We start from the raw sequence: 22720 nt of genomic DNA, 5'->3' as shown, positions 1-22720 counted from the left end.
AATACATGCTGTGCTGCACGCTCAGCGGCAGTTGGCTTAATTACTGCGCGTTGCCTGCCGGCTTTGCTCAAAGACTTGCAGCGCCGCCGAGCTCACGTAACCGCCGTCGTCCTCAAAGCTCACACTCAGCGTGTTGTTTTGTTGCAGCAGGTCATACGGGACACTGAGCTCAAGTATGCCAAAGAAGTTGTCGCGACCTGTCATACTTGAACCGCGCTGCTGGTCGTAGCCGCGATAATCAATGCCGCTGTTATCGACAACCGTGCCGTTTAAGGCGATGTTTGGTTGCAGTGAGCGGCCGTGATCCCGGCCAACACCGAGCCTTAATACGGCTTCGCCGGTACTGCCGGTTTCAACGTCATTAATATTAAACTCAATGGCACTATTAGCGCTGATCGCCTGTTTGTAGCTGTCCGCATAGTACTTGCTTTCGTTGCTTTGCTGATCGATGGCAAGTTCACTGGCAAAGCTTACTTTTATAATCATTGTTGCTTCGGCACCGAGCGTTACGCTCTCAGGCAAGGTGGCGCTGTTACTTTCAATAATGCTTGAGGCCTGCCACTGATCGTCGCTGGTGGTTAAGTGTTTGATATTCACAGCGGTGATTGTGTTGCCGTTTAAGCCATATTGATTGAGGGCAATCTCTTTGTCGTCAAAGACGAGGTTGTTGAGAATGATATAGGCCGTGTCACCGTCGACATAAACGTCGCTGAGCACGTCGAGATCTGTCGTCTTGCTGTCTACGCGAGTGCCGTTGACCTCAGCCCAAAGTTGATAAAACAGAACCAGGTCCGAATACACCCACTGCTCACCACTGTCGCTGTCGCCGCGCTCTTTGCCTTGAACCATCAGGCGGGGGCCGTAGGGTATTTCGCCTTCGCGGCCCCACTCGGCTTTAACAACAATAAATGGGATGGTCTTTGCGACCACGTCGGGGCGCTCGAGAAAGGCCATTAGCAGGGAGTTGATCGCGCGCATTTGCAAGGTATTGCGCTCGGCGTTCCAGCCCTGGTTAAACATGCAGTGAATCGCCGCGCCGTATTCGGAAATTACCAGCGGTTTGACTTCATTCAGCTCTATTAAACTGTAGGCCTCGAGCATGTCGAGTGTCGCTTCGACGTTGCTGCCTTTGCGGTAGCGCTCGGAGTTGTTGAAGCATGGAAAGTCGTACAGATGTACGGAAAAGAAATCCATATTGGCACCGGCGATGTCGATAAAACGCTTGTCGCGCTCTTCCCAGCGCTGGAAGTTGTCGCGGTCAAAATCGGGGAAGGCCACGGTGTAGCCGCCGACGGGCAGGCCGGGGTTGCTCTTTTGAACTTCGCTGGCAACGGCATTGTGGTATTCAAAGATGGTATCTGGCTCGACTTGGTTGTCGAGGCCTTCGCGGTCGGTCACTAAGTCGTACAGAGGCTCGTTCATCACCTCGACCCAGGTTGCCTTAGGCATGCCCGTTTCGCTGGCGCTGTTGTTATCTTGTTTGAAAAAATTAGCCAGGTATTGGCCGATATAGTGGCCCGTTGCAGTACCGAGTGGCTCGGCGCTGGTGTCGTTTTCAGAAAAAGCCCAGTCGTTGTCGACAAGGCTGCTAATTAATGTTCCTTCAGGCCAGAACGGGTGTTGCTGGGTGCCAACGATAATGTCCTGTGCGCGGTGCTCGACGGCGCGACCCTGGACAAACTTCTTTGTATTGTTGTTGCTGTAGTTAGCTTTTTGTTGGGCCCCTCGGCTCATCGCCGAGCTTTCGTCGACAAAACCGGCCCTGCTGCTGTCTTGCATGATATTGCGCAGCTGCCAGCTAAACCCGCCGGTATCGCGGCCAAAATACACGTCGTTGTCTTCACTAAAGTTGATGACCAGATCCGGGTCTTTGTTTTCTGCGCCGAGACTGGCGTCATCGCCGCCTACCCAGTCGTTCTCGATATGCGAGGCGTGAATCGTGATGTATTTTTGCCTGTCGAATTCATAGTGGCCGCCAACGCTGTGGCGCATATCGAAGTTGATGTCGACACTAGTGGCCGGCTCAGCGCTTGGTGAAGGGCTGGGGCTAGGGACTGTGCTCGGGCTCGAGCTAGGTGTCGGCTTTGGTTTGTCCGAGTCGTTGCTGCTACATGCCATCAAGCTTAGAGCGACGATGCCGCCGCCGATAGCGCCGCGCAGGCAGCTCTGCATAGAAAAACTGGCCATGGTAGGTTCTCTTTTTAGTTTATAAATTATTGATGTAATCGTTTACATTCTGCCTATTTAGCGTGTTGATTTCAAAGGGGCAAAACGAATGTTTGAATGTAAGCAAATTCATTAATGCATGCAATAGCTGACGACAAACAATCGCCGGGCCTAAAGGGCCTGCGACATAATGTCGCAGTTTTAGCATTGTTTTTGGCGTTGCTTTCCCTTCGTGCGGACAATGGGCGTTTATTTGTCGCTATGTATTTGGAACCCGGAAACTATGCAAACGCCTGGCTTTGCCATCACTCTAACTGCTGCTCTTATCGCAGGCAGCACTCTCAGTCTCAGCACTCACGCTCAAATCAAGCGCCTGGAAACCGTCGAGGTGCTGGCGCCCCAGCTTGATCCCGGCCAGGCCGCTGTCAATGAGGGCAAGCTTAGCCAGCCCGATTTGGCCCAGTGGCTTGAACAGGCACCGGGTGCAGCCGTTAACCGCAACGGCCCGGTCACGGGCATTGCGCAAGTGCGCGGTCACTACGGTGATCGTGTTGCGGTATCCATCGATGGCCAACAGATGGTCAGCGCCGGGCCCAATGCCATGGACGCGCCGCTCAGCTACGCAACACCACTGCTTGCTCAAAAACTGAGCCTGTACCGCGGCATTGCCCCGGTGTCCTCGGCCATCGACAGCCTCGGCGGCAGTGTTAAAGTCAGCTCTCGCCGGGCAGAGCCTGGGGAAAATACAGGTTTGCTCAGTGTTGGCGGGCGCAGCAATAACCAAGCGTCGAATATTGGTGCACTTTACAACCTGGCGTCGACAAATTATGCGGCACAGATTTATGCCAGTGCCGAGCAGGGGGACGACTACAGCAGCGGCGCCGACCAGGAAATTAGCCCCAGCGCGTACGATAAAAAGCAAGCGGGCTTGGATTTGCGCCGCGAAAGCGGCGCCAGCGAATTGGGCCTTGCTTATAACTATGTCGACACCAATGATTCGGGTACGCCGGCGTTACCGATGGACATTGATTATATCGAGGCTTCAAGGTTGGGCTTTGACGGTAAGCAGGCGCTTACCAACTGGGAGTTAAGCTGGCAGCTTTCGGGCATGAGTGCCGAACACACGATGGACAACTATCAGCAGCGCCCGGCGATGCCAATGATGAGTCGCTCGACCTTTGCTGAGTCCGATAGCGCAGGTTTTCAGCTTCAGTTGCAAAGTGAACACTGGAACTTTGGTGTCGACGCCATTCAAGCCGAGCACAGTGCGACCGTGACCAGCCCAGAAAATAACATGTTTAAAGTCGTTAACTTTAACGACGTTGAAGATCAGCGCATCGGCGCGTTTGTGGAATACGAGCGCGCAATGACTCAGGCGAGCACCTTGCACATGGGTATCCGGGCAAAGCAAAGCAGCGCCGATGCCGGTAACGTCAGCCACCATATGTACGGGCAAAACGATGCCATCACTTTACTGGTTGATCGTTTTAACAATGCCGAGCGATCAAAAAACGATGTGAGCTACGATGCGCTGGTCTCGACCCAGCATCAGCTAAAGCAGAATCTGGCGCTTTATCTGGGCCTGGCATTAAAAACTCGGGCGCCGTCGTATCAGCAGCGCTATTTGTGGATTCCAATGCAGGCTACCGGAGGTTTGGCCGATGGCAAAGTCTATGTCGGCGACTTGAAGCTAAAACACGAAAAGGCTGCACAGTTTGACCTGGGCTTGAGTTACCAAACTGAGCGCTTCAGTATCAGCCCGCACATCTTTTACCAGAAAATAGATAACTATATTCAAGGCGTGGCGGCAAGCGATATGACGGTCAATATGGTTGCGCAAATGATGACCGGCGGCCCTGCGCTGCAGTTTGCCAATGTTGATGCAAGCCTGTACGGCGCTGATTTAAGTTATGTGTATCAGATAACGCAGCGCTGGAGCTTAGACGGCATCGCCGCCTATGTGAAAGGTGAGCGCGATGACGTTGACGATTATCTCTATCGTATAGCGCCGCCGTCGGCCACGGCCAATATTAATTATCAGCGAGCCAGCTGGCGGGCATCTGTGGGTGCGCGTGCCGTTGCCGCGCAGAACGATGTTTCATCCATTAATGACGAGCCCAAAACCGCCGGTTACGCCGTGTTTGATATGTCGCTGGATGTGCAGCTAAATGCGGCTCTTGCCCTGCGCCTGGGGCTCGACAATGTTTTCGATAAAAACTACGCCAAGCACTTGGGTGGAGTAAATAGAGTGGCTCAGTCCGATATTGCTGTCGGCCAGCGTTTGCCCGAACAGGGGCGCAACGCTTGGTTAGAGCTTGATTGGCATTTTTAAAGGCTCGCTTGCAGGGGGGGAACCCAAGATTTTGTGTCGCTGCATTAAACTCCGAGCTTTGAAGTTCGGCGTTTTAAGTTAGTACCCTGTTCTTACTTTAGGGCTTATTTAATTCGTTTTTAAAGGCCCGGGCTCCCCCCTGTGTGGTGAGCGCTTTTGCAGTTTGCGCTGCAAGGTGCGCCGGTGCATACCCAGCTGCCTGGCAGTAGCACTGATATTGCCGTCGTTAAGTTTTAAGGCCTGCTGAATATGTTCCCACTCGGCCTGATTGGCACTGAGCATGGCCTGGCTGTGCTCGTCGTCGCCGGCTTTTTTTTCGCCGAGCAAGCTTAACACCAGCGAGTCAGTGTCGATGGGTTTGCTTAGATAGTCGTCGGCGCCGCGTTTTATCGCATCGACGGCGGTGGCGATACTGGCAAAACCGGTGAGCAAGACAATACGACTGCCCGGTAAAATATTGCGCAGCGGCTGCAATAATTGCAGGCCGCTTTTTTCATGAAGTTTCATATCGAGCACAACAAAAGCGGCCTGGCTCTGCCTGGCTAGCAATAATGCGGCACTGCTATCATTTGCGTGCAAACAGTTAAAACCTTTTTTGCTCAGCCTGCGGCTTAAGGTACGGGCAAAAACCTCGTCGTCTTCAATAATTAATAGCGATTTATTCACTGGACTCACGCGAGGCTGGGTAACTGTTAATAGTGATTTCTGCAATGGCACCGCCATCTTGGTGATTGCTTAAACTTAGCTTTGCGCCGAGGCGGTTTAAGCTGGCGTGGCTCAAATAGACCGCCATGCCCAGGCCGTGGCTGCTCGTAACCGGGCTGTCGCCGAGTTCACTTAGGCGCTCGGGGCTGAAACCCTGGCCAAAATCGCGTATGCGAATTAAGCATTGGTGCTGCGCTTGGCTTAATTCTACTTGAACAAGCTCGCTGTTATTTTCTTTGCTGGCCCGCCCGGCGTTTTGAATCAGGTTTAACAGCGCCGGTAAAAAACTTGGGTCGACCTCAAGTTCGCTATGTTTATCGGCCGTGATATCTATGTGCAGTTTAAGCTCGGGGAAATTAAGCGCGCTTTGCTCAACCAGTTCGGTGGCAAGCGTATTTAACGTTATCGGGCGCTTTTGCCCCTGACTTAAAGCCAGGCTCAGCTGGCGGTAGTGCTCCAGATTGTTTTTGGCGCGCTCGAGCTGCTGCTGTAGTTCGTGCGCAAGTGGGTTGTCCGGTTGCTCTTCGACTAACTCTTCACACAACAGGCTTACGCTGGCTATTGGTGTTGCCAATTGATGGGTAACCTGAGCGGAGGCCAGGCCGAGTGCAAGCAGCTGCTCTTGTTTAAGCTGCTCTTCGCGGAAGCTGGCGATGGTTTGTTGGCGCTTGTTAATCTCGTGCATCAACCTTGCGACAACCAGGGTAATGACCGCACATGAAAATAAAAAGTTTAACCACATGCCAATATAGTGGCTGCGCATGGAATCGTGATTGCCGTGATGCATGTGTTGGACGGTGTCGTGCTGGCCTATTGCGTGCTGAGTTGTTTGTTGGGTTGTTTGTTGGGTTGTTTGTTGGGTTGTTTGTTGAGTTTCGTGCACCGGCAGGCCGAGCAGTAATAGTGTATAAGCGGCAATTGCACCGAGGCTCAGCGCACTTAACCAGCGCGCTTTTAGCAGCGCGGCAGCGAGCGCAACCGGCAGTAATAACAGCGAAACAAAGGGGTTTGTGGCGCCGCCAGATACATAGAGCAGGGCACTTAAAAAAGTCAGCTCCGCGGCCAGCTGGATACCGAGTTCGTGTTCGCTCAGAGAGCGGCGCCGGCGATACAGGGCGACACTGGCGGCGGTAAAAAGCAATTCGGCGGCGATGATCGCCAGTGCAAGTTCGAACTCGAGTGGGTAGTTCAGCAGGAACTGTTTACTAAAAAAAACCGCGCTCAGTTCCAGGCAGATCAGTAATAGGCGAAGATGTAGCAGACGGTGTATGCTGGTGCCGCTGCGAAAAAAATGAAGCATGACTGTGGTGTTGCGTGCAGGTGCGCAGGTATTGGTGGGTATTAAGCGGTGAGAACCCGCGGTAGTACGGTGAATCATACGCGAAGCGCTGCCTGTGCGGTACTGCTATGCGGGGATACATGTACGCAGCAGGGCACTGGAAGCAAGGGCTTGTGATAGCTTGGCGCTAGTCACACAGCGGCCTGAACAAAAATATGGTAAATGGAGAAACAATGCAAAATTTAAGCTTGTTATTACCTCAATTGACAACCGCTGACTGGTTGATTCACGGCGCGATATTTTTTGTAAATATCTTCCTGTTTATTTTTGCCCCGTTTATTTTAAAGGTACTGGAAAATGGTGCCGAACTCGGTGCGCGTGTGCGTGTTTTACGCTCGCTCAATGTGCTGGTTTTTGCTTTACACCTGGTTGATTTATTACTTCTGAAAATTAGTGGCCACTACCAGCACTACTTTATTCGTGTTGGCATGAGTTTAGTGGTTGTCTATACCGCTTTATTTGTCTACAGCCTGGTCTGTTATTTATCGGTCAAACGCTTTGGCAAACAAAAAGAGTTAGATGGCAAAACTATTTACCTCGATACCTATAGCTCGAGGCTAATTGATTTACTGCTATTGGCGGTCACTGTTCTTACCGCCGTTTATGTATTAATCAAAGTCTGGCAGGCCGACAGCATGCTTGAAGCGACGGGCATTTTTGGAATTTTTGTTGCGTTTTTGGCCTTTACCAGTTCGATCTGGGCGCCGGACATTATTGGCGGTTTGATTATTCTAAATACACAGATGCTTGAAGACGGCGATGTTGTGGTGGTCGACGGTTATCCCGACGAGTACATCATTGGTCGGGTCAGCTTGATTTATGTCATCTTGCTCGACGTGCGCAACAATCACCGAACTCTGGTACGCAACAGCCGTTTTACTGATAAAAAAATTGATAATCTGAGTCGGGTAGCAAGTACCGAGGGGGTGCGCAAAGCGTTGAGCTACAATATCGGCTATCCGCCAATCACCGCCGACGATGCCGATCAGCGCGCGCAGCAACACCGCTCTTTTATTAATAAAGTTGATCGCATGTTTAAGCATGCCTACGATGCGGTCTGTCAAAACCCTGATATTAAAATTAATGAAAAGCGCGAGTTTGATTGGCATCTAACCTCAGCCGGAGATTACGCCCTGGAGTTTACTCTGTGGGTTTATCTTGAGCGTGTGCCCAATACCAAGGTCACCGGTACAATTCGCCGGCATTTATTGGCCACGATGTACCGGGTAAACGAAGCGGTTTACGAAGCTTCTGTGATCGAAGGTTTAAACCTTGCAACACCAGATTTATTAAATATCGACGCTAAAGTACTCAGCGCCGAGCCCGCTTAGGCAGGCCTGTTCAGACTAGGGCCTGTTAACAGGCCCTAATTAACTTTAAACCAACGGCTTTGGCTGCGCCCGTGTTCATCAATAACAGTTAACTGATGCCAGCCGGGGTTTAGCGCTACCGCGTGTTCGTGAAAGTGTTTTGTCTTGGGCAGGCTTTGCTTGTCGATTTGCCAATAGAGTGTGGCCGAAGCTTCGAGGTGGCGCGCGCGCAAAATAACGCGGCCGAGTTGGCCGTTAAGCTCAACCGGGATTTTCAGACGGGCGCCTTCACTGGGGTATTCAATGTCAAATGCGGCTTGGTTGCCGCTCTGTGCCAAACTCTTCAGGCAGTCTTTGCGCCACGGTGGTAGAGCGGGCAAGTGGCCGCCGGCAGCGCGATAATAATAAGCGGTAACCGGTGGCAGTGAAAAATAGCTTTGGCTTTTCATGTTGTAGCTTTTTTCGCACAGGCCGTGCACACGAAAACCGCTTTGTTTGTCGATATAAATAAGCTCGTGGTAGCGACTGCTTAAACGAAATTGTTGGGCGCCTTCGGGCGCATATTGTTTGTAGGTCTCACAGTTATTTTGCGGCAGGTGGCCGTCGTTGCGACAGACACGGTAGCTTTTTAGTGCGTGCAGCGGTTCGGCGGCGAGCTCAACGACTGGCAGATAACTAAAGATATCAAACATCAGCGGCGCGGCACTGCGGCTGCCGCTTAAGGCGCGAGCTTCTTCGCCGTTGGCGTTGCCGGCCCAAACAGCGACAGTGTAGCGGCCGTTGGAGCCGATGGCCCAGGCGTCGTGCCAGCCGTAGCTGGTGCCGGTTTTCCAGGCTATATCCTGGCTTGAGCGAAACTCTTGCCAGGAACCAGCTACGCCGGGCCGGTTAACTTCCAGCAGCGCCTGCTGGGTGAGCCAGGCGCTGCCCTGGCTCAGTAAAAATTCATTTTTTTTCGGCGTATCTGAACTGCTTAAGCGCGCCTTATTAAAACTTAAACGCCTGCCCTGAGCACTCAGATTCATGCGTGAATAGGCGTTTGCGACGTCCCATAAACTGGTTTCAGCGCCGCCGAGAATTAATGCCAGGCCGTAGTCTTGGGCCGGGCGCCAGAGATGGCTAAAACCGAGTTGCTGCAGGTCTTGTTTGAATTGGCTGACCCCGTAATTTTTTAACATGCGCACGGCGGGCACATTTAAACTTTGGCTCAAGGCGTGTTTGGCAGGGACCAGCCCGCGGTAACTGCGATCGTAGTTTTTGGGGTTGTAGCCGTCGTAATAACTTGGGATATCTTCAACCAGGGTTTCCGGCAACAGCAGGCCTTGCTCTAACATCTGGGCAAATAAAAATGGCTTAAATACACTGCCGGATGAACGCGGTCGCTGAATTAAATCGAGCTTAGCTGCGTGTCGCTGCTGCGTGCCCAAGGTGGCGTTGCCAATATAAGCAATCACTTCTTGTTGCCGGTCGTCGATGACCAGCACTGCCATATTGTTAATATTGTCGGCTTGCATCTGCCGGTTGTAGCTGGCCGTCAATTTATGTAGCTGCTGCTGCAAGTTGCTGTCGATGTAACTGATAAAGCGCTGTTGCTTGGGCTGGGTCTGTTTCAGGCTTTGCAATAATAAAGCCGCAGAGCGTGGCATCGGCTGCGGTTTTTCTGGCAGAGCTTCAAGTTTGGCAAGCTTGAGTTCGAGCTGATCGATATGCCCATGCCGGTGCAATTGTTCGAGCAATTTATCGCGTTTATTTTTTAAGGCCTGGCGCCGGCGGCCTGGGTGAATGGCCGCAGGGTTATTGGGTAGAACGGCAAGCAACGCCGCTTGAGACCAACTGAGCTCGGTCAGTGGCAACGAAAAATAGCGCCAGTTTGCCGCGCCAATGCCGACGGTATTGCCGCCAAACGGGGCGAGGCTGGCGTAGTGTATAAGTAGCTCGTCTTTGCTAAGTTGATATTCGAGCTTAAAGGTCAGTAACAGCTCTTTGAATTTTTGTAGGTAGCTGCGTTTTTGGTTGCCGTAGAGCATGCGTGCAAGCTGCATGCTCAAAGTGGAGGCACCCGAGACGATACGCCGCTGTTGAATATTTAATTTAATCGCACGCAAAAGTGCGCCGGGGTCGAGCCCCCAGTGCCGATAAAAGTGTTTGTCCTCATAGAGCAGCAGCGCTTGTATATATTTTTCAGGCAGCTTGCTTTCCGGCGGCAGGCGCCACTGTTCATCCGCAGCGATAGTAGCTGCGAGCAACTGGCCTTGCTGGTTGTAAAGAACAGAACTATAAGCTTGTTTGTAGTAGCTCTCGGGCAGCGAGCTGTTTAACCAGCAATAAGTGATTGCAGGCAACAGCAGCGCCAGCGCCGAGAGTAAAACAGATTTTTTTTTCAAGGCTGCAGCAGCTGTGCTTGTATTGCGTTATCGTTGTTGACAGCTGTGGTTTGATTTTTTGCGCCAGCTTCTGCAACAACCTGTACCCATTGGCCGCTGTTGTTCGCCTTGATTTTATTGTCGTACATAGCTTCTACCTGCCACGCGGGAAGGTAAAAACGGCCGGCAAACGAAGCGTTTAGGGTAAACTCAAGCTCTATGCTGCGTTTGTCGTAGCGCTGGTAGTGATAATAGCGGCCGAGGCTGAAATAACTCAGCACACGATCATCGCGAAAGTCTTGATATTCCAGGCCGGCTGCAAGTTGCTTGCCTTCGAGCCGGTCGTTAGCAATTTGCCAGCCGCTCGGGGTGATAACGCTCAGGGCGAGGTTTTCCAAGCGCGTACTGTTATCGAGTGCAGATATTTTCACTATGGCTTTAAAGTCTTCACCCTGAGGCAGGCGTTTAATATCCAGGCTTTGCCCTTGCAGGTCGCGAAACTCTGTGCTCAAACTTATGCGCGAGGCTGAAGCCGGCTGTTTACTGATTGCCGGGCGCCCTTGATTATTGAGACTGATATGCAGCTCACTCTGGCTGTCGTTGCGGATTTCCAACTGCAGTTTATCGCTGCCAACATCGAGCGGCTGTTTATAAATTGGCGACATTAACGTCGATTTTTGCCAGTCGCCGTTGCCGATGCGATAAGAAAAATCCTGTTGTTCTGTGCTGCTTGCTGCAGAAAAATAATCGCCAAAACCAAGCAGGGCCCAAGCCACACTTTGGGTGGAATACCAGCGCTGTTGGCGCATTTGTTCAGCAATGTCGAGGGCAATATCCCAGGCGGCACTGTTATTGTTATTATTGTTGTTGCTATTATTGTGGTTTTTGTCGCTGAGGCGGCTGAGTACATATAACAAAATACCGCTGTCGCGCAGTTCAGAACCGTAGGTATAACCCGACCACGGGTATTCTTGCACACGGTTGTTGGCCGCCTGCATTAACTCGCTTGCGGCATCTTCTACCCCAACTTCGCTATAGGCGGCAGCGAGCAGCCAGCGCGCCAAACGCAAGTTAGGCGTTTCTTGGTTTTTGTTGGCGTTCGGCCTGAGCTGTTCACGCAAGCGGTTCATATGATTAAAATCCGCGGCTCCGGCAAGCGCCAGGGTATAAAGAGCGTAGGCATCACTGCTTTGCATATTCTTTTGTGTATTGCCCGCAAGCATGGTTTTTTGTGCGGCCAGCCAGCGTTCAAACATATCTGTCGGCACAACGTAACCAAGTTTTTTGGCTTCAATTAAAAAATGCCCGGCGTAACTGTTTGCCCAGCGGTTGCTGTAATGACCACCCGGCCAGTAATTAAAAGCGCCTTCATTTTGTTGAAAACGCTTTAATCTCTGTATGCCTTCACGCACATTAAGGTCAATATCCTGTTTTTGTTTGTCGCTGAGGCTGACAAGTTTGTCGAGATACAGCTGGGGGAACAGGCGCGATGTTGTCTGTTCAAGGCAGCCGTGTGGATAAGCGATTAAATAGTCGAGGCGTTCGCCGAGTTTTAGTTCGGGAAAGCGGCTGAGCTCAAACCAGGCCTGGTTGCTGTTGAGCATGCCGTTGGGCTCAACTTCAAGCAGCTGGCTTTGGCCGGCCTCAAGCAGCGCTGAATCACTGACAGTCTCCGGCAGAGCCGCAGAGCGCACAGGGATATTTATGCTCTGGCTTATTTTTTCCGTGCCACTTATGGCGCTGACAGTAACGGTGCCGGTGCCAGTTTGATTGCGACTGCGAAGCGGCACGCTAACAATTTGTTCACCTTGTTTATTAAAGCTCAGTTGCAACTGGTTTTGCTTAAGTTCAAATAGCTCGTTAGCTTCAATCTTCAGTTGAACATCTTTAATACTGTCGGTGTTGGCAAAGACGCTAATCGGCAAGTCGAGATCTTCATTGGGGCCGAGCACGCGCGGCAGCGTGGCCAGTAGGGTTAAGGGCTGAGTTACGGTGATGCTCTGTTCGGCACTGCCGTAGGCGTTTTCTGTTTTGTTTACTTGGCTTTTTGTACCGCTTTTGGCCGCCGGTGGAACTTGCTCGGCGGCAACCAACATTAAACGCACCGCGCCGATATATTCCGGCAGCTGAATGCTGTGAGTATTTGTTTGGCCTGCGGCCAATGTAAAAGGGCCGAGATGTTGCACAACCGGCGGGAAGCGGCGCTTCTTATTTGTGTTGTTGTCATCGCCTTTGTCACCGCCACCAAGGCGCAGCAGTGAATTGAACTGGGCACTTTTCTGTTCGGCAATTAAGTCATATATGTCCCAGGTTAGTACGCCGAGCGCTTCGCGCTGATAAAAAGCCAGGTGCGCATCTGGCAGCTTAAAATTGGTGATGCCGAGCAAGCCTTCGTCGACCAGGGCCAGAGTGTAGCTCATACTGCGTCCGAGCTTTTCCGACACGCTGACTTCAAAGCTCGACTGGGGGCGAACACTTTTGGGGCTTGTTAACTGCGGCTGAAGTTTGCTGTTTTTGTTGTTAACTTTAAGTGGAACAATGCCGTACATGCGCACGGGGCTGTCGTTGTTCTTGTTGTCGAGCGCTTGAATTAGGCTCAAAGGGGCATAGATATTTGGTGCCATAGACGCGTCGATGTCTATTGCTAGGCGCCTGTCTTGAACTTCATTTTCAACCCAGCGCTGCTCAATAACGCCGCTGCCGTTTTCAAGGCTTAAAAGCAGTCGCGCCTGCTTGCTGTCCGGCAGTTGCGGTAGGTTTAACCAGGCGGTGTCGCCGGGCTCATAACTGTCTTTATCGCTGCTGATAATTAATTGGCTTTCGCCACTGCTTTGGCTGTTGGCTTCGGCGCTCCAACCTAAATATACAACCTTGCCGGCGCAGTGACCGCTGTCGCTGTGGCAGCTGCGTATCAAGTAGCGCCCCCAGTCGTAGTTGTTGCCGTCGAGCACCCAGCTGGCGAGTCCATCGTTATTGGTCTGTAGTTCGGCGCGGCTTAAGGCGCGGTTGTGGCTGCCGTTAACATAAGACGATAAATTTTCACTGCCGTAGTCCCACCACCAGCGCCAGTCTATGCGATACAGCTGCAGTTCAACTTTGTTATCGGCTAAGCGCCGCCCCTGGGCATCGGTAGCGAGTATGCTCAGTTCGTGTTTCTCATCGCGGGCAATGGAATTATTCCAGCCGCTGCCACTTGGTACATTCAGCCCGACCAGTTGTTTGTATGGCAAATAATTAATACTGCGGTACTGGGTGCTAAAGTTGCCGCCAGGTTCAAACACCCTGCTGGTAAAATTAAGCTTAACTTCGCCGGGGGCATCGTAGATATTTGCTTGGAAAATAAAATTGGCATCGCCGTGTTGATCGAGTTTGCCATCAAAAACAATACGTTCCTGGCTTTTGAGCGTGCGCGAAGGGTCGTCAAATATAAAACCGTCAAAACCTGCGATTTTTGTTGTTACGCTTTGAGCAACGAGCTTGACATCACTTTTTAACTGCTTGGCTGTAGCGCCATTTAGCCATTGAGAGTGCAGCTTTATTGTGTCGCCATTGTTATTGGCGCTTAAGCGCTTTGCGGGAAAGTCGAGTTCGATTTTTAAACGGTTTGGCACGATCGCTTCAACGGGGATGATTTTGCTGAAGTACTGGTTGCCGTAGCGGATCACCGCGCGCCAGTTGCCAGTGGCGGCGTCGTCATCGGTTTTTAATTTGAAGTGATAAAAGCCGCCGACAGGTGAAGCTTGTGTCAAGCTTTGTTGTTTGCTGCCTCGCGGGTCAAAAAAATCCAGCGTCAGCGCTTGGTCAGCTTGAAAATTACCGCTTTTGTCTTCGGCAATAAAGTTTAAATATATATCGTCGCCGGGGCGCCAAACGCCGCGCTCACCGTAGAAAAAACCTTTGAGCCCGGTACTGCTGTGTGCGCCGCCGACATCAAATACGTTGCTGCTTAGGGCTTCGTTGCGCTGCAGGCGAAGAAAACTGAGTTGGCCGTTTTTTCTGGCTATAACATAGTGTGGTGCTGCCACAGGTTGCAAGGTCAACATACCGTTTTTATCGGTTTTTCCCTCGGCGAGGGCCTGATTCTGAAAGTTGTAAGCGATTATCTCAACGTCGCGCAGCGGCTCGGCGGAGCCGATGTCATTGCTGGTTAATAATAGCTGTCGGTCGCCGCCGAGTTTGGCGATCAGGCCGATATTGGAATGGCTAAAGTAGCGCAGGCTGGAAGCATCATTGCTGTGATAAGAAAAATAATAATCGGTACAGGGGTTGTCGCGATCGCGCCACGAGCCGTAACCCTGGCTTAAATAATAGCGCTGCACCCAGCTTGGCTGGTTTTGATTCTGCTCGTTTGGCCACTGGCGGCTTTCGAGCTTGTCGTTGTGCTCGGGGCGCTCGCTGCCACATTCGAGTATGCTGTTGCTGCGGTCAATTTTTATCTGCACGGCAATCAGCTCACGCGCATCGATAAACAAGTCACTTAAATCTAATACATAACTCTGCCAGCGATCGCGCGGTATTTCCGGCAAGCTGAAGGTTCGCCGCCACAGCGCCGAGCTGCTGCGATCGTCGATGTAGCTTTGGCGTAAATTGTTGTACTGCAAAAAAGCGCCGAGGTTGTTTTCCGGCAGGCGATAGGCGGTAACTTGAACCGAATCGACGTTGACCGCTTCGATGGCGATATTGAGCTGCTCTTGTTGGGCGAGGATGTGTTTGTCGCCGACAAAACGCACGGCCGGTTTTTCCGTTAAAAACTCCAGCTGCTGTTTAAAGTCTTGCTGGCTGCGATTGGCACTTGCACTGCGCACGCCGGCGAGCACTTCAACCTGCACAGAGCCGCTGAGTTTTTCTGCTGGACTGACGCGCAGTCTATTGCCATCGATGCGCACACTGCGGGCGGCTTTGCCATTAATGAGTACCAGGGCATCGGCGTTTTGCTTGCGCAACAAGGCCTCGGAAAAATCGATGTATATCCACTGCTCACTAGTTTGCTCACTGCGTATGGCGGTGACTTCAAAGCTGGCCATCGATGGCACCTTGACCTGCTGGCGGCCGGTTTTATCGACTCCTATACCTTGGCCGTTCCAGCTGAGCTCGACACTCGAAGCCTGCTCTAGGCGCTGGATATTTTTAACAATAAATACCGCATTGCTGTCACTGTTAAATACCCAGCTGACCGGCAGTATTTGTTGGCCCTGACGTGCACTTAACAGTGCTTCGGCCTGGGCTGGGCTGATGGCGTCGTTGCTGTGCAGGCTGCCGCTGATTGTGTGCTCGCCGCTATCGCGGCTGATGTGCAGACCATCAATTTGCAAGCTGAAGTCTTGGCGCAGGGCTTTTAGCGGTATTTGGTGGGCGCCGAGCTTGTCGCTGACACCGTCGAGCTTATTGGGGAAAAGCAGCAGGGTATAGTTTTGTTCACGCGCCAGCGGTTCGAGTAATTCAATTTCAATTCTATTGTTTTGGCTGAAAAAGGCGCGGTGACGAAGCTCGGGCTCAAAACTCAGCAGGCCGTCGAGCGCTTCATTTAAAGCCTGTTCACCGCTGACCGGGTGGCTGAAAACGATGCTGAGCGGGCGGCTGGCGCTGACATAAGACGCTGGCTGCTTTTTAATATGGGCCGACCAGCGATCATTGCCACTTGTAGATACTAGCTCGGCACTGGCCTTTGTCTGAGCGCTTATTTGCTCTGCTGTCTGGCTGCGCGCATTTTGTGTGGCTGTGGTGTCGCCCTCTTGAGCAGAAGCTGCATCGCTGTTTTCCGATGGCGACTTCGAGCATGCAGTAAAAAAAATAAGTAAGGCGAGGCACAGTAGGCGCGAAGCGCGCGGTAGGCAAAACATCGCAGATTCCCTTTTCCCTTTCTGTATTGTCAGGCGCCGATTATAGAAAGCGTCTGGGGCTGCGTATAGCGTTGGCACAAATTAGTGGCAACAAGCCTTTGACGGTTTTTTTAAGTTGAAACCGCCAGTACCCGGCTTAGAGCCAGCCCTGTTGCCTGGCTATGCGCGCAGCGTCGATACGGTTGGCGGCGTGCAGTTTAGATATAGCCTCACTTAGGTAGTTACGCACGGTGCCGTCGGATAAACACAGGCGCTTGGCGATGTCGCGGCTGCTCAGGCCGTCGGCGGCAAGCGCGAGTGCCCGGCGCTCTTTGTCGCTCAGCGGGTTTTTATCTCCAAGCGCTTTTAATGCGAGCTCGGCATCGATCACCTTGTGCCCCTGGCTCACGCGGTGCAGGGCTTTGGCAAGCTGTTCACTGGGGGCGTCTTTTAACAAAAACGCATCGGCGCCGGCGTCGATGGCGCGGCGGATATAACCTGCGCGACCAAAGGTCGTTACGATGACACAGTGCGGATCAAAAGTTTGTTTTTTAATCCACTCAATTAAATCGATGCCGTTAATGCCGGGCAGTTCAATATCACTTAATACAAGGTCGACGCTGTTGTGTGTCAACCAGTGTTGGGCTTGTTCGGCGCTGGCGCAGTCGTGAACCACCTCAAGTTCTTGCTCTAAATTTAACAGGGCCTTAAGTGCGCCGCGCACCATTGCTTGATCTTCAACCAGTAATATCTTCATTTGTTCGTTCTGTAAAACAGTGGTTTAGGGGCTTTTCTAGCATTTGTTAGCTTGTTTTGGGGGCGGGCAGACAAACGTGTATATGCATGCCGCTATCTGTAGTGAGCTTAAATTCGCCTTTGAGTGCCTGCACTCGCTCTCGCATGCCGCGAATCCCGTTGCCCTCGCTAAAGTGTTTAATATCACCGTTATCGCTGATCGATAAAACAAAATCGCAGTTATTTTTAGTGCTGTTTTGCTGCGTAGTTATTTGAACTTTTGTTGCCGCGCTGTGGCGCAGTACATTGGTGCAAGCTTCAGTGCAGATAAGTACCAGTGCTGATTCGTGTTCGGCTAAGGCCGGCAAGGCTTGAAGTTTGAGCTCAACCAAAAGGCCGTGGTCTCGCAATTGGCCGCAGAGTTTTTCTAGCTGCTCGTTAAAACTTAAGTGTTTCTGTTGATCTATGGCCTGGCGGAGGTCGTTTAAACTTGAGCGACACAGGCTGTGCACTTCTTTAATTTCTTTTTCTGCCGCTTGCCACTGTTGTTGTTGGCAAAGTTTTTCAGCTAGCTGTGCTTTTAGCGTAATTGATGTCAGGCTGTGACCGAGCACATCGTGCATATCCCGGGCGATGCGTTCGCGCTCGGCAATCTTTGCCAGTGTTTCAATTTGCTGATCTTTCTGCGCCTTTATTTTTTGCTCGGTGTTTATACGTTTGACGACAATGCCCAGCACATACAGCGAGACAAGCGGCAACAGAGCGCTTAATAAAAATGCGTTGACATTGCTGTGAATTAAGCTTGCCGCAAGTAAAACGCAGCTGATTAAAAAAGCCAGCATCAGGCGCCCGCGCACGGGGCTAAAGGCGTTGCCGGCGAAAAAGCCGGTGTGCCAGAGCAGCGCGTAGCTGGAAAACGCTAGCGGAGAAATGGCCACAACCAAAAGGCCATTGGCAATCAAGTAGTAGTGTGTGTAGCCGCGGTGATAGTGGGCAGCAAAATACAGGCCGAGAAAGATCACATAGGCCAAAAAGTACGGTACAAGCTGTTTGTCTGTGAGGGGCTGAAACAGATAGCCGAGCAAATAAAATGCTGAATAAAACAGCGGAATGCTGACCCACCAAATGTGGTTTTTATCTTTGTCTGTGTTGTCTGGCATCTGTGCTTCGCAGCTTTTAGTGTCAACAGGCTCAGGCGAGATCCCCTATGACGACAGTGTTGTTTGCCCTAACCATAAAACAAATACCCTGTTTGAGGAAATGACATTTGTCAGCAAGTGCCAAATAGCCAGCTCGAATTATTTAAGCAGCCAAGCTCCATGCTGTCGTGAATCAGTTCGGCTCGCTCTCCGGCAGCTGCGCCGAGCGCAACTAACAAAGGCAGAAAGTGTTCATTGCTCGGGTGCGCTCGCTGCGCCAGCGGGTGGCTGTGGTAGAGCTGGCACAGCTGTTTGTCATCGCGCGCTTTAACCCGCTGCTGCAACCACTGGCTGAATTCTTTTGCCCACGGCTGTTCGCGCCCGCTCCAGTCTAGCTGAGCTAAGTTGTGGGTGGCGCTGCCGGAGCCTAGCAACAGAATTTGCTGTTTGCGCAGGGGCTTAAGTACGCGGCCCAGCTCATAGTACTGCTGCATATCTGAGCCGGTAGCTGTACTTGCGTCTTTTGGTGTTGGCAGACTGATTGCGGCGACGGGAATGTCGGCGTCGGCATAGGCGAGTTTTAATATCGACCAGGCGCCGTGATCAAGTGCGCGCCTATTCCAGTTCACCGCAATGTTTTGCGTTTGAAAATTGTCGGCCAGTATTTCACTCAGCTGCGCGCTCTGGCGCGCCGGATACTGAACCTGGTTGAGTTCAGGCGGGAAACCCCAGAAATCGTACTGCAGGCTGTGCTCGCCTGTACAGGTCAGCTCGAGCTGCTCACTTTGCCAGTGCGCCGATATCACAAGTATTGCTCTTGGGCGGGGCAGGCGTTTGGCAAAAGCTTCGACAAAGCTTCTTGCCGGGCTCTGTTCGAGCATGCGCTGTGGTGAACCGTGGGAAATAAATGCCGAAGGCATGACTGTGTTCATAAAGGCGCCTTAATCTGTCGCCCGGCTATTACACAAGTCACCTGCTGAGTGTTGGTTTTTGGCAGGGCCGGGCTGAAGTGCTGAATAAGCGCTTATGCTGCGTCTTTACTCAAGAGTTAACAATTGGGTCTGGGTGAAATTAATTGTTAACTAATCTTTTACTTATGCTGCTTATCAAAATACGCACACAGTGCGCTTTGCAGCAATCTGACTTTTGCGCTTAAGTGTTTGCGGTGGCTGTAGAGCAGGTAGATACCACCGCTGCCGAGGCTCCATTCGGGCAACAGCTGTTGTAACTGGCCCGATTTGAGTTCATCGCTGACCATAAATGAAGGGCAGACGGCGATGCCTATGCCCTGCAGTAAAAAGCTGCTGACGGCATCGGCACTGTTGATGCGCAAGCGGCCCGAGGCTTTGACGCTGACACTGTGTTGGCCACGCTTAAACACATAGTGTTGGCCGCCGCGATAGTTGCTGTCGATAATTAGCTCGTGCTGCTGCAGGTCTTCGGGCTGATTAATTGGCGGCTGGGCCGCGCAATAGTCTGGGCTTGCACACAGCAGTTGTTGCATATCGGCAAGCCTGCGCGCGATTAAGCTTGAGTTTTGCAGTTGGCCTATGCGAATGGCGGCATCAAACCCCTCTTCAACGATATCGATGTAGCGATCACTTAACGCGATATCGAGTTCTAGTTCGCTGTGCTGGCGGGCAAAGTCGGAGAAAAACGGCAGCAGCTGACGATTAAAAAAACTTTCCGAGGGCACACTTAAGCGCAGTCGACCACGCGCCTGGCCTGCCCGGTCTTTGATGCTGGCGTCGAGCTCATCAAACTCATCAAGCAGGGCCTGACAGCGTTCGTAATAGGCGCGGCCTTCGTCGGTGGGGCTCATTTTACGAGTGGTGCGCTGCAATAGCCGCAGGCCCAGCTCACTCTCGAGCGCACTGACATTGCGGCTGACCATCACCTTAGATATGCCCAGTTGGCGCGCCGCCTGAGAAAAGCTGCCAGCTTTCATAACTTCACAGAAGCTGCGCATGCAAGAGAGTTTGTCCACCTAAGAGGCCTCGTTTTAGTGTTAACCAATAAGAAACAGTTTGTTGATAGATGTCATTATTGTGTATTAATTTGAAGCAGTAAATAATCTCTCCCGCTAAACGATAGGGCTCGGCGTGCGACCGTATTGCCTGGCTGCTTCCTACAGGGGCTTGGCCAATGCAGAGCTGAAAAACACAGAGATACAACATCGAGCTACAACACCGACATGCAACACCGATCTACAACATAGATAAACAGAGGAATTCAGATGAAAAGTGTACGTTTAATTTCCGGCTTGATATTTACTGTCGTGCTAAGCACTGCCGTGCAGGCTCTGCCAGCTAAGGGAACATACGATATTGATGCCGCCCACAGCTACGCGGGTTTTAAGGTTGATCACCTCGGTTATTCCAAGCTGGTTGGGCGTTTTAACGATATTAGCGGCGAGATTATCGTTAAAGACGCGAAGCAGGGCTCACTTGTTGTGCTAATTAAAAGTGCTTCGATTGATACCAACCATCAAAAGCGCGACGAGCACCTGCGCAGCCCGGACTTCTTTAACAGCAAGCAGTTTCCTGAATTGCGTTTTACCAGCCCCTTGCAAGTGTCCAAAGACGGCAAAAGCTTAAGTGGCGAGCTGACTTTACTTGGCGTAAAGAAAAATATCAGCTTGGCGCTGGTTGAAGGCAAGCAGGCAAAAGACCCGTGGGGCCTTGAGCGCATAGGTTATTCCGCGACAACCACAATCAAACGCAGCGACTTTGGCATGGACTATATGCTCGGTGGCATCGGCGATGAGATTGAAATAGAAATTTTTGTTGAAGCCGTAAAAAAATAAAGGCCGGAGCTGACTTTAGTTTCGGCAAGTCTGGATCTTTAGCTTCAACACCCGGTGATCTAATGTTATTAAGTCTATTCACCCAGGCAGCTTTGCTGCCTTTGTTTTTGTCTGTTTTATTGCATGTTATGCCGGGTTTGACCGGTAAAACAAAAGCTAGATGCTATTTGTTGCTGTGGCTAGTGCCTTATGCGTGGATTATAAACTTGCCAAATTTCCCACCCCGGCAAGCTTATGACTACTTTATTTTGCTTGTTCCCGCGCTTGTTATGATTTCATTTCTAGCCGTAGCGCAGCCTATTAAGCTAACGCTGAGATTTTTGGCGTTACTTAGTTGTACGGTACTGATGTTGTGGCCGGCGTTGAGTTATGACTTTACTTTACATTCTCACGGGCTTTATTTAGTACAGCTTGTGTTAGTGCTATTGCTAATGATACTTGTTGTTTCCCGGCCTGCTAGTGAGGTAGTAGAGAATCAAGCTCAGAAGCTGATGCTGGCGTGTGCTGCGTTTTTCCCCGCTGCGGTGCTTGCGCTGATTGTGGCTTTAAGTGGCAGTATGAAAATTGCTTTGCTTATCGCCGCCCTGTCTGCATTGATGTTTGTTCCGGCCCTGTCTTTGTTAATCAACAAAAATAAGCAAGTGCTTGCTAGTACGATTTATACTCGGGATGTAAACAGCATACTGTTGATATTGTTCCTACTTAGTTTTAACTACTTGCAGCTAGACAAGCTGGCCGCCCATTTGTGGTTAGTGTCGGCGGCAGGTTTTATGTTGTGGCCCGGTAGGCGATCTGTATTTATATTGTGTTTATTGCTGCTTGCCGTGGCTTTGGGCCTGGTGGTATACAACGAATTCTTTATCAAAGCTTCGAGTTATTATTAAGTGCCGTGAGTTGGCGCTTTATTTATCAAATTAAATTTTGTGTATATTTGGCACATATTTTTGCTTTGACCTTTATTGTAAATAATCTTCCGGATTAACATAAGCACGCAGTGAGTACACTGCAGAAACTTGATCTTTTGATTATTCCATAGTTAAGGAGGTTCTTTTATGTTGGGTGAAAAGCACTCTTTGTTAAACGAGTTCCCGCAATCTGCAGTGATCATCAAAAAACTTATTAAGACCGATGGCGAGTTTGCCGAAGCCGCCAAAACCTATAACAGCCTTGACGAAGAAATCCGGGAGCTGGAGCTGGAAGGCTCCCCGATTGATGACGAACTGATGCACCAGAAAAAGAGCAAGCGAGCGGCCTTGAAAGATTCGCTGTACTCTCATATACAGAAGGCTGAAGCTTAAGAAGCTTCAGCGATATTGTTGAGCTATATTGTTGAGCTATGTAGTTGCGCCACGTAGTGGGCAATCGTGCAGTGGGTTATATAGTTGAGCTATTAAAGTGCTTGGCTCTAGCTCCTAATACGGTTGACGACTTCTTTGCCCTCGCCGGGCAAAGCTCGCTTCGGCCCAGCGCTAGCGAGAGCAAGCTTATCTTTATCCTGGCTTTCGCGTTACGCTTAAAACAGCTTTATACTTTGCAGTTTTAGCTGTAGAGACAAAAGCATGAAAAAGCGCGCAAGTGCTCGCCACATCCTGGTAAAGAACAAAAATGAAGCGCTGAAAATAAAACAGCAGCTAGCCAAAGGCGCGGACTTTGGCACCTTGGCGCGAAAGTACTCCCAGTGCCCATCCAAGAAAAATGACGGCAACCTTGGCGAGTTTAGTCAGGGCGACATGGTTAAAGCCTTTGATCAGGTTGTTTTTGGCAAAGCCATACTAACCGTGCACGGACCAATTAAAACGCCCTTTGGTTATCATTTGATTGAAACGATATATCGGGATTAGCTTAGGGCCTGTTAACACTAATTAAATGCACTCTGTTGCGCCCCTCATTCTGCTATCAAGGCGTTTGGAGCGCAGTTTGGTTGTTCCAAATAAGCGACAAACAACACAGAGAGCGGGATGAGGGGCACAACCCGAAGGGCTGGGCCTGAATATCCGCCCCGATGC

At 51.1% G+C, this 22720-nt stretch carries 15 protein-coding genes; 6 read left to right on the top strand and 9 right to left on the bottom strand.

The genetic code is table 11. The features are described from left to right. Nucleotides 1-36: 36 nt before the first annotated feature. Complete coding sequence (locus tag CFK45_RS03300) at nucleotides 37-2187, bottom strand: agarase (protein WP_096084999.1); 2151 nt, start codon at nucleotides 2185-2187, stop codon at nucleotides 37-39. 262 nt (nucleotides 2188-2449) lie between these two features. On the opposite strand from CFK45_RS03300, the gene CFK45_RS03295 reads away from it, so the two are divergent. After that, the gene (locus tag CFK45_RS03295) at nucleotides 2450-4498 is read left to right on the top strand and encodes a TonB-dependent receptor (RefSeq protein ID WP_158224589.1); all 2049 of its coding nucleotides are present in this window, start codon (nucleotides 2450-2452) and stop codon (nucleotides 4496-4498) included. A gap of 108 nt (nucleotides 4499-4606) precedes the next feature. Here the strand turns inward: CFK45_RS03295 and CFK45_RS03290 are convergent, their stop codons facing one another. Both CFK45_RS03290 and CFK45_RS03285 read right to left on the bottom strand, forming a co-directional pair. Then, a complete protein-coding gene (locus CFK45_RS03290; protein ID WP_239923534.1) occupies nucleotides 4607-5164 on the bottom strand; it encodes a response regulator transcription factor in 558 nt (185 codons plus the stop codon). Further along, nucleotides 5157-6581, bottom strand: a complete 1425-nt coding sequence (locus CFK45_RS03285) for a sensor histidine kinase (RefSeq protein WP_096084996.1) — start codon at nucleotides 6579-6581, stop codon at nucleotides 5157-5159. The genes CFK45_RS03290 and CFK45_RS03285 overlap by 8 nt, the downstream gene beginning before the upstream one ends. A 134-nt stretch (nucleotides 6582-6715) precedes the next feature. Between CFK45_RS03285 and CFK45_RS03280 the strand changes: the two genes are divergently transcribed. Continuing rightward, complete coding sequence (locus tag CFK45_RS03280) at nucleotides 6716-7873, top strand: mechanosensitive ion channel family protein (RefSeq protein WP_158224588.1); 1158 nt, start codon at nucleotides 6716-6718, stop codon at nucleotides 7871-7873. Nucleotides 7874-7908: 35 nt separating this feature from the next. Here CFK45_RS03280 and pbpC read toward each other — a convergent pair whose 3' ends face one another. From pbpC to CFK45_RS03250, 6 genes are all read right to left on the bottom strand, one after another. Then, nucleotides 7909-10236, bottom strand: coding sequence for a penicillin-binding protein 1C (gene pbpC / locus CFK45_RS03275; RefSeq protein ID WP_096084994.1), 2328 nt, complete (start codon nucleotides 10234-10236; stop codon nucleotides 7909-7911). Next, nucleotides 10233-16055 (bottom strand): alpha-2-macroglobulin family protein, encoded by a 5823-nt coding sequence (locus CFK45_RS03270; protein WP_096084993.1) that lies wholly within the window; start codon nucleotides 16053-16055, stop codon nucleotides 10233-10235. The genes pbpC and CFK45_RS03270 overlap by 4 nt, the downstream gene beginning before the upstream one ends. A 136-nt stretch (nucleotides 16056-16191) precedes the next feature. Next, on the bottom strand, nucleotides 16192-16791 hold the full coding sequence (locus CFK45_RS03265) for a response regulator transcription factor (protein WP_096084992.1): 600 nt from the start codon (nucleotides 16789-16791) through the stop codon (nucleotides 16192-16194). A 46-nt stretch (nucleotides 16792-16837) separates the two neighbouring features. After that, entirely contained in the window at nucleotides 16838-17929 is a 1092-nt protein-coding gene (locus CFK45_RS03260) for a sensor histidine kinase (protein ID WP_096084991.1), read from the bottom strand. 110 nt (nucleotides 17930-18039) lie between these two features. After that, nucleotides 18040-18840, bottom strand: a complete 801-nt coding sequence (locus CFK45_RS03255) for a DODA-type extradiol aromatic ring-opening family dioxygenase (protein WP_096084990.1) — start codon at nucleotides 18838-18840, stop codon at nucleotides 18040-18042. 158 nt (nucleotides 18841-18998) lie between these two features. Further along, nucleotides 18999-19895 (bottom strand): LysR family transcriptional regulator, encoded by an 897-nt coding sequence (locus CFK45_RS03250; RefSeq protein WP_096084989.1) that lies wholly within the window; start codon nucleotides 19893-19895, stop codon nucleotides 18999-19001. 249 nt (nucleotides 19896-20144) lie between these two features. Between CFK45_RS03250 and CFK45_RS03245 the strand changes: the two genes are divergently transcribed. The 4 genes from CFK45_RS03245 (at nucleotide 20145) to CFK45_RS03225 (ending at nucleotide 22555) form a co-directional block, all read left to right on the top strand. Next, entirely contained in the window at nucleotides 20145-20714 is a 570-nt protein-coding gene (locus CFK45_RS03245) for a YceI family protein (protein WP_096084988.1), read from the top strand. A gap of 320 nt (nucleotides 20715-21034) precedes the next feature. Beyond that, on the top strand, nucleotides 21035-21598 hold the full coding sequence (locus tag CFK45_RS03240; protein ID WP_143247468.1) for a hypothetical protein: 564 nt from the start codon (nucleotides 21035-21037) through the stop codon (nucleotides 21596-21598). A gap of 168 nt (nucleotides 21599-21766) precedes the next feature. Then, entirely contained in the window at nucleotides 21767-22012 is a 246-nt protein-coding gene (locus tag CFK45_RS03235) for an HP1242/YdcH family protein (RefSeq protein WP_096084986.1), read from the top strand. A 261-nt stretch (nucleotides 22013-22273) separates the two neighbouring features. Continuing rightward, nucleotides 22274-22555 carry a peptidylprolyl isomerase gene (locus CFK45_RS03225; RefSeq protein ID WP_096084984.1) on the top strand — a complete coding sequence of 94 codons (282 nt, stop codon included), beginning with the start codon at nucleotides 22274-22276 and terminating at the stop codon, nucleotides 22553-22555. Nucleotides 22556-22720: the final 165 nt, after the last annotated feature.

It is taken from the genome of Agaribacterium haliotis (assembly GCF_002312815.1).
Classification (GTDB): Bacteria; Pseudomonadota; Gammaproteobacteria; order Pseudomonadales; family Cellvibrionaceae; genus Agaribacterium; species Agaribacterium haliotis.
The sequence above is the reverse complement of the archived record's forward strand: the minus strand, read 5'-3'. Positions and strand labels throughout refer to the sequence as shown.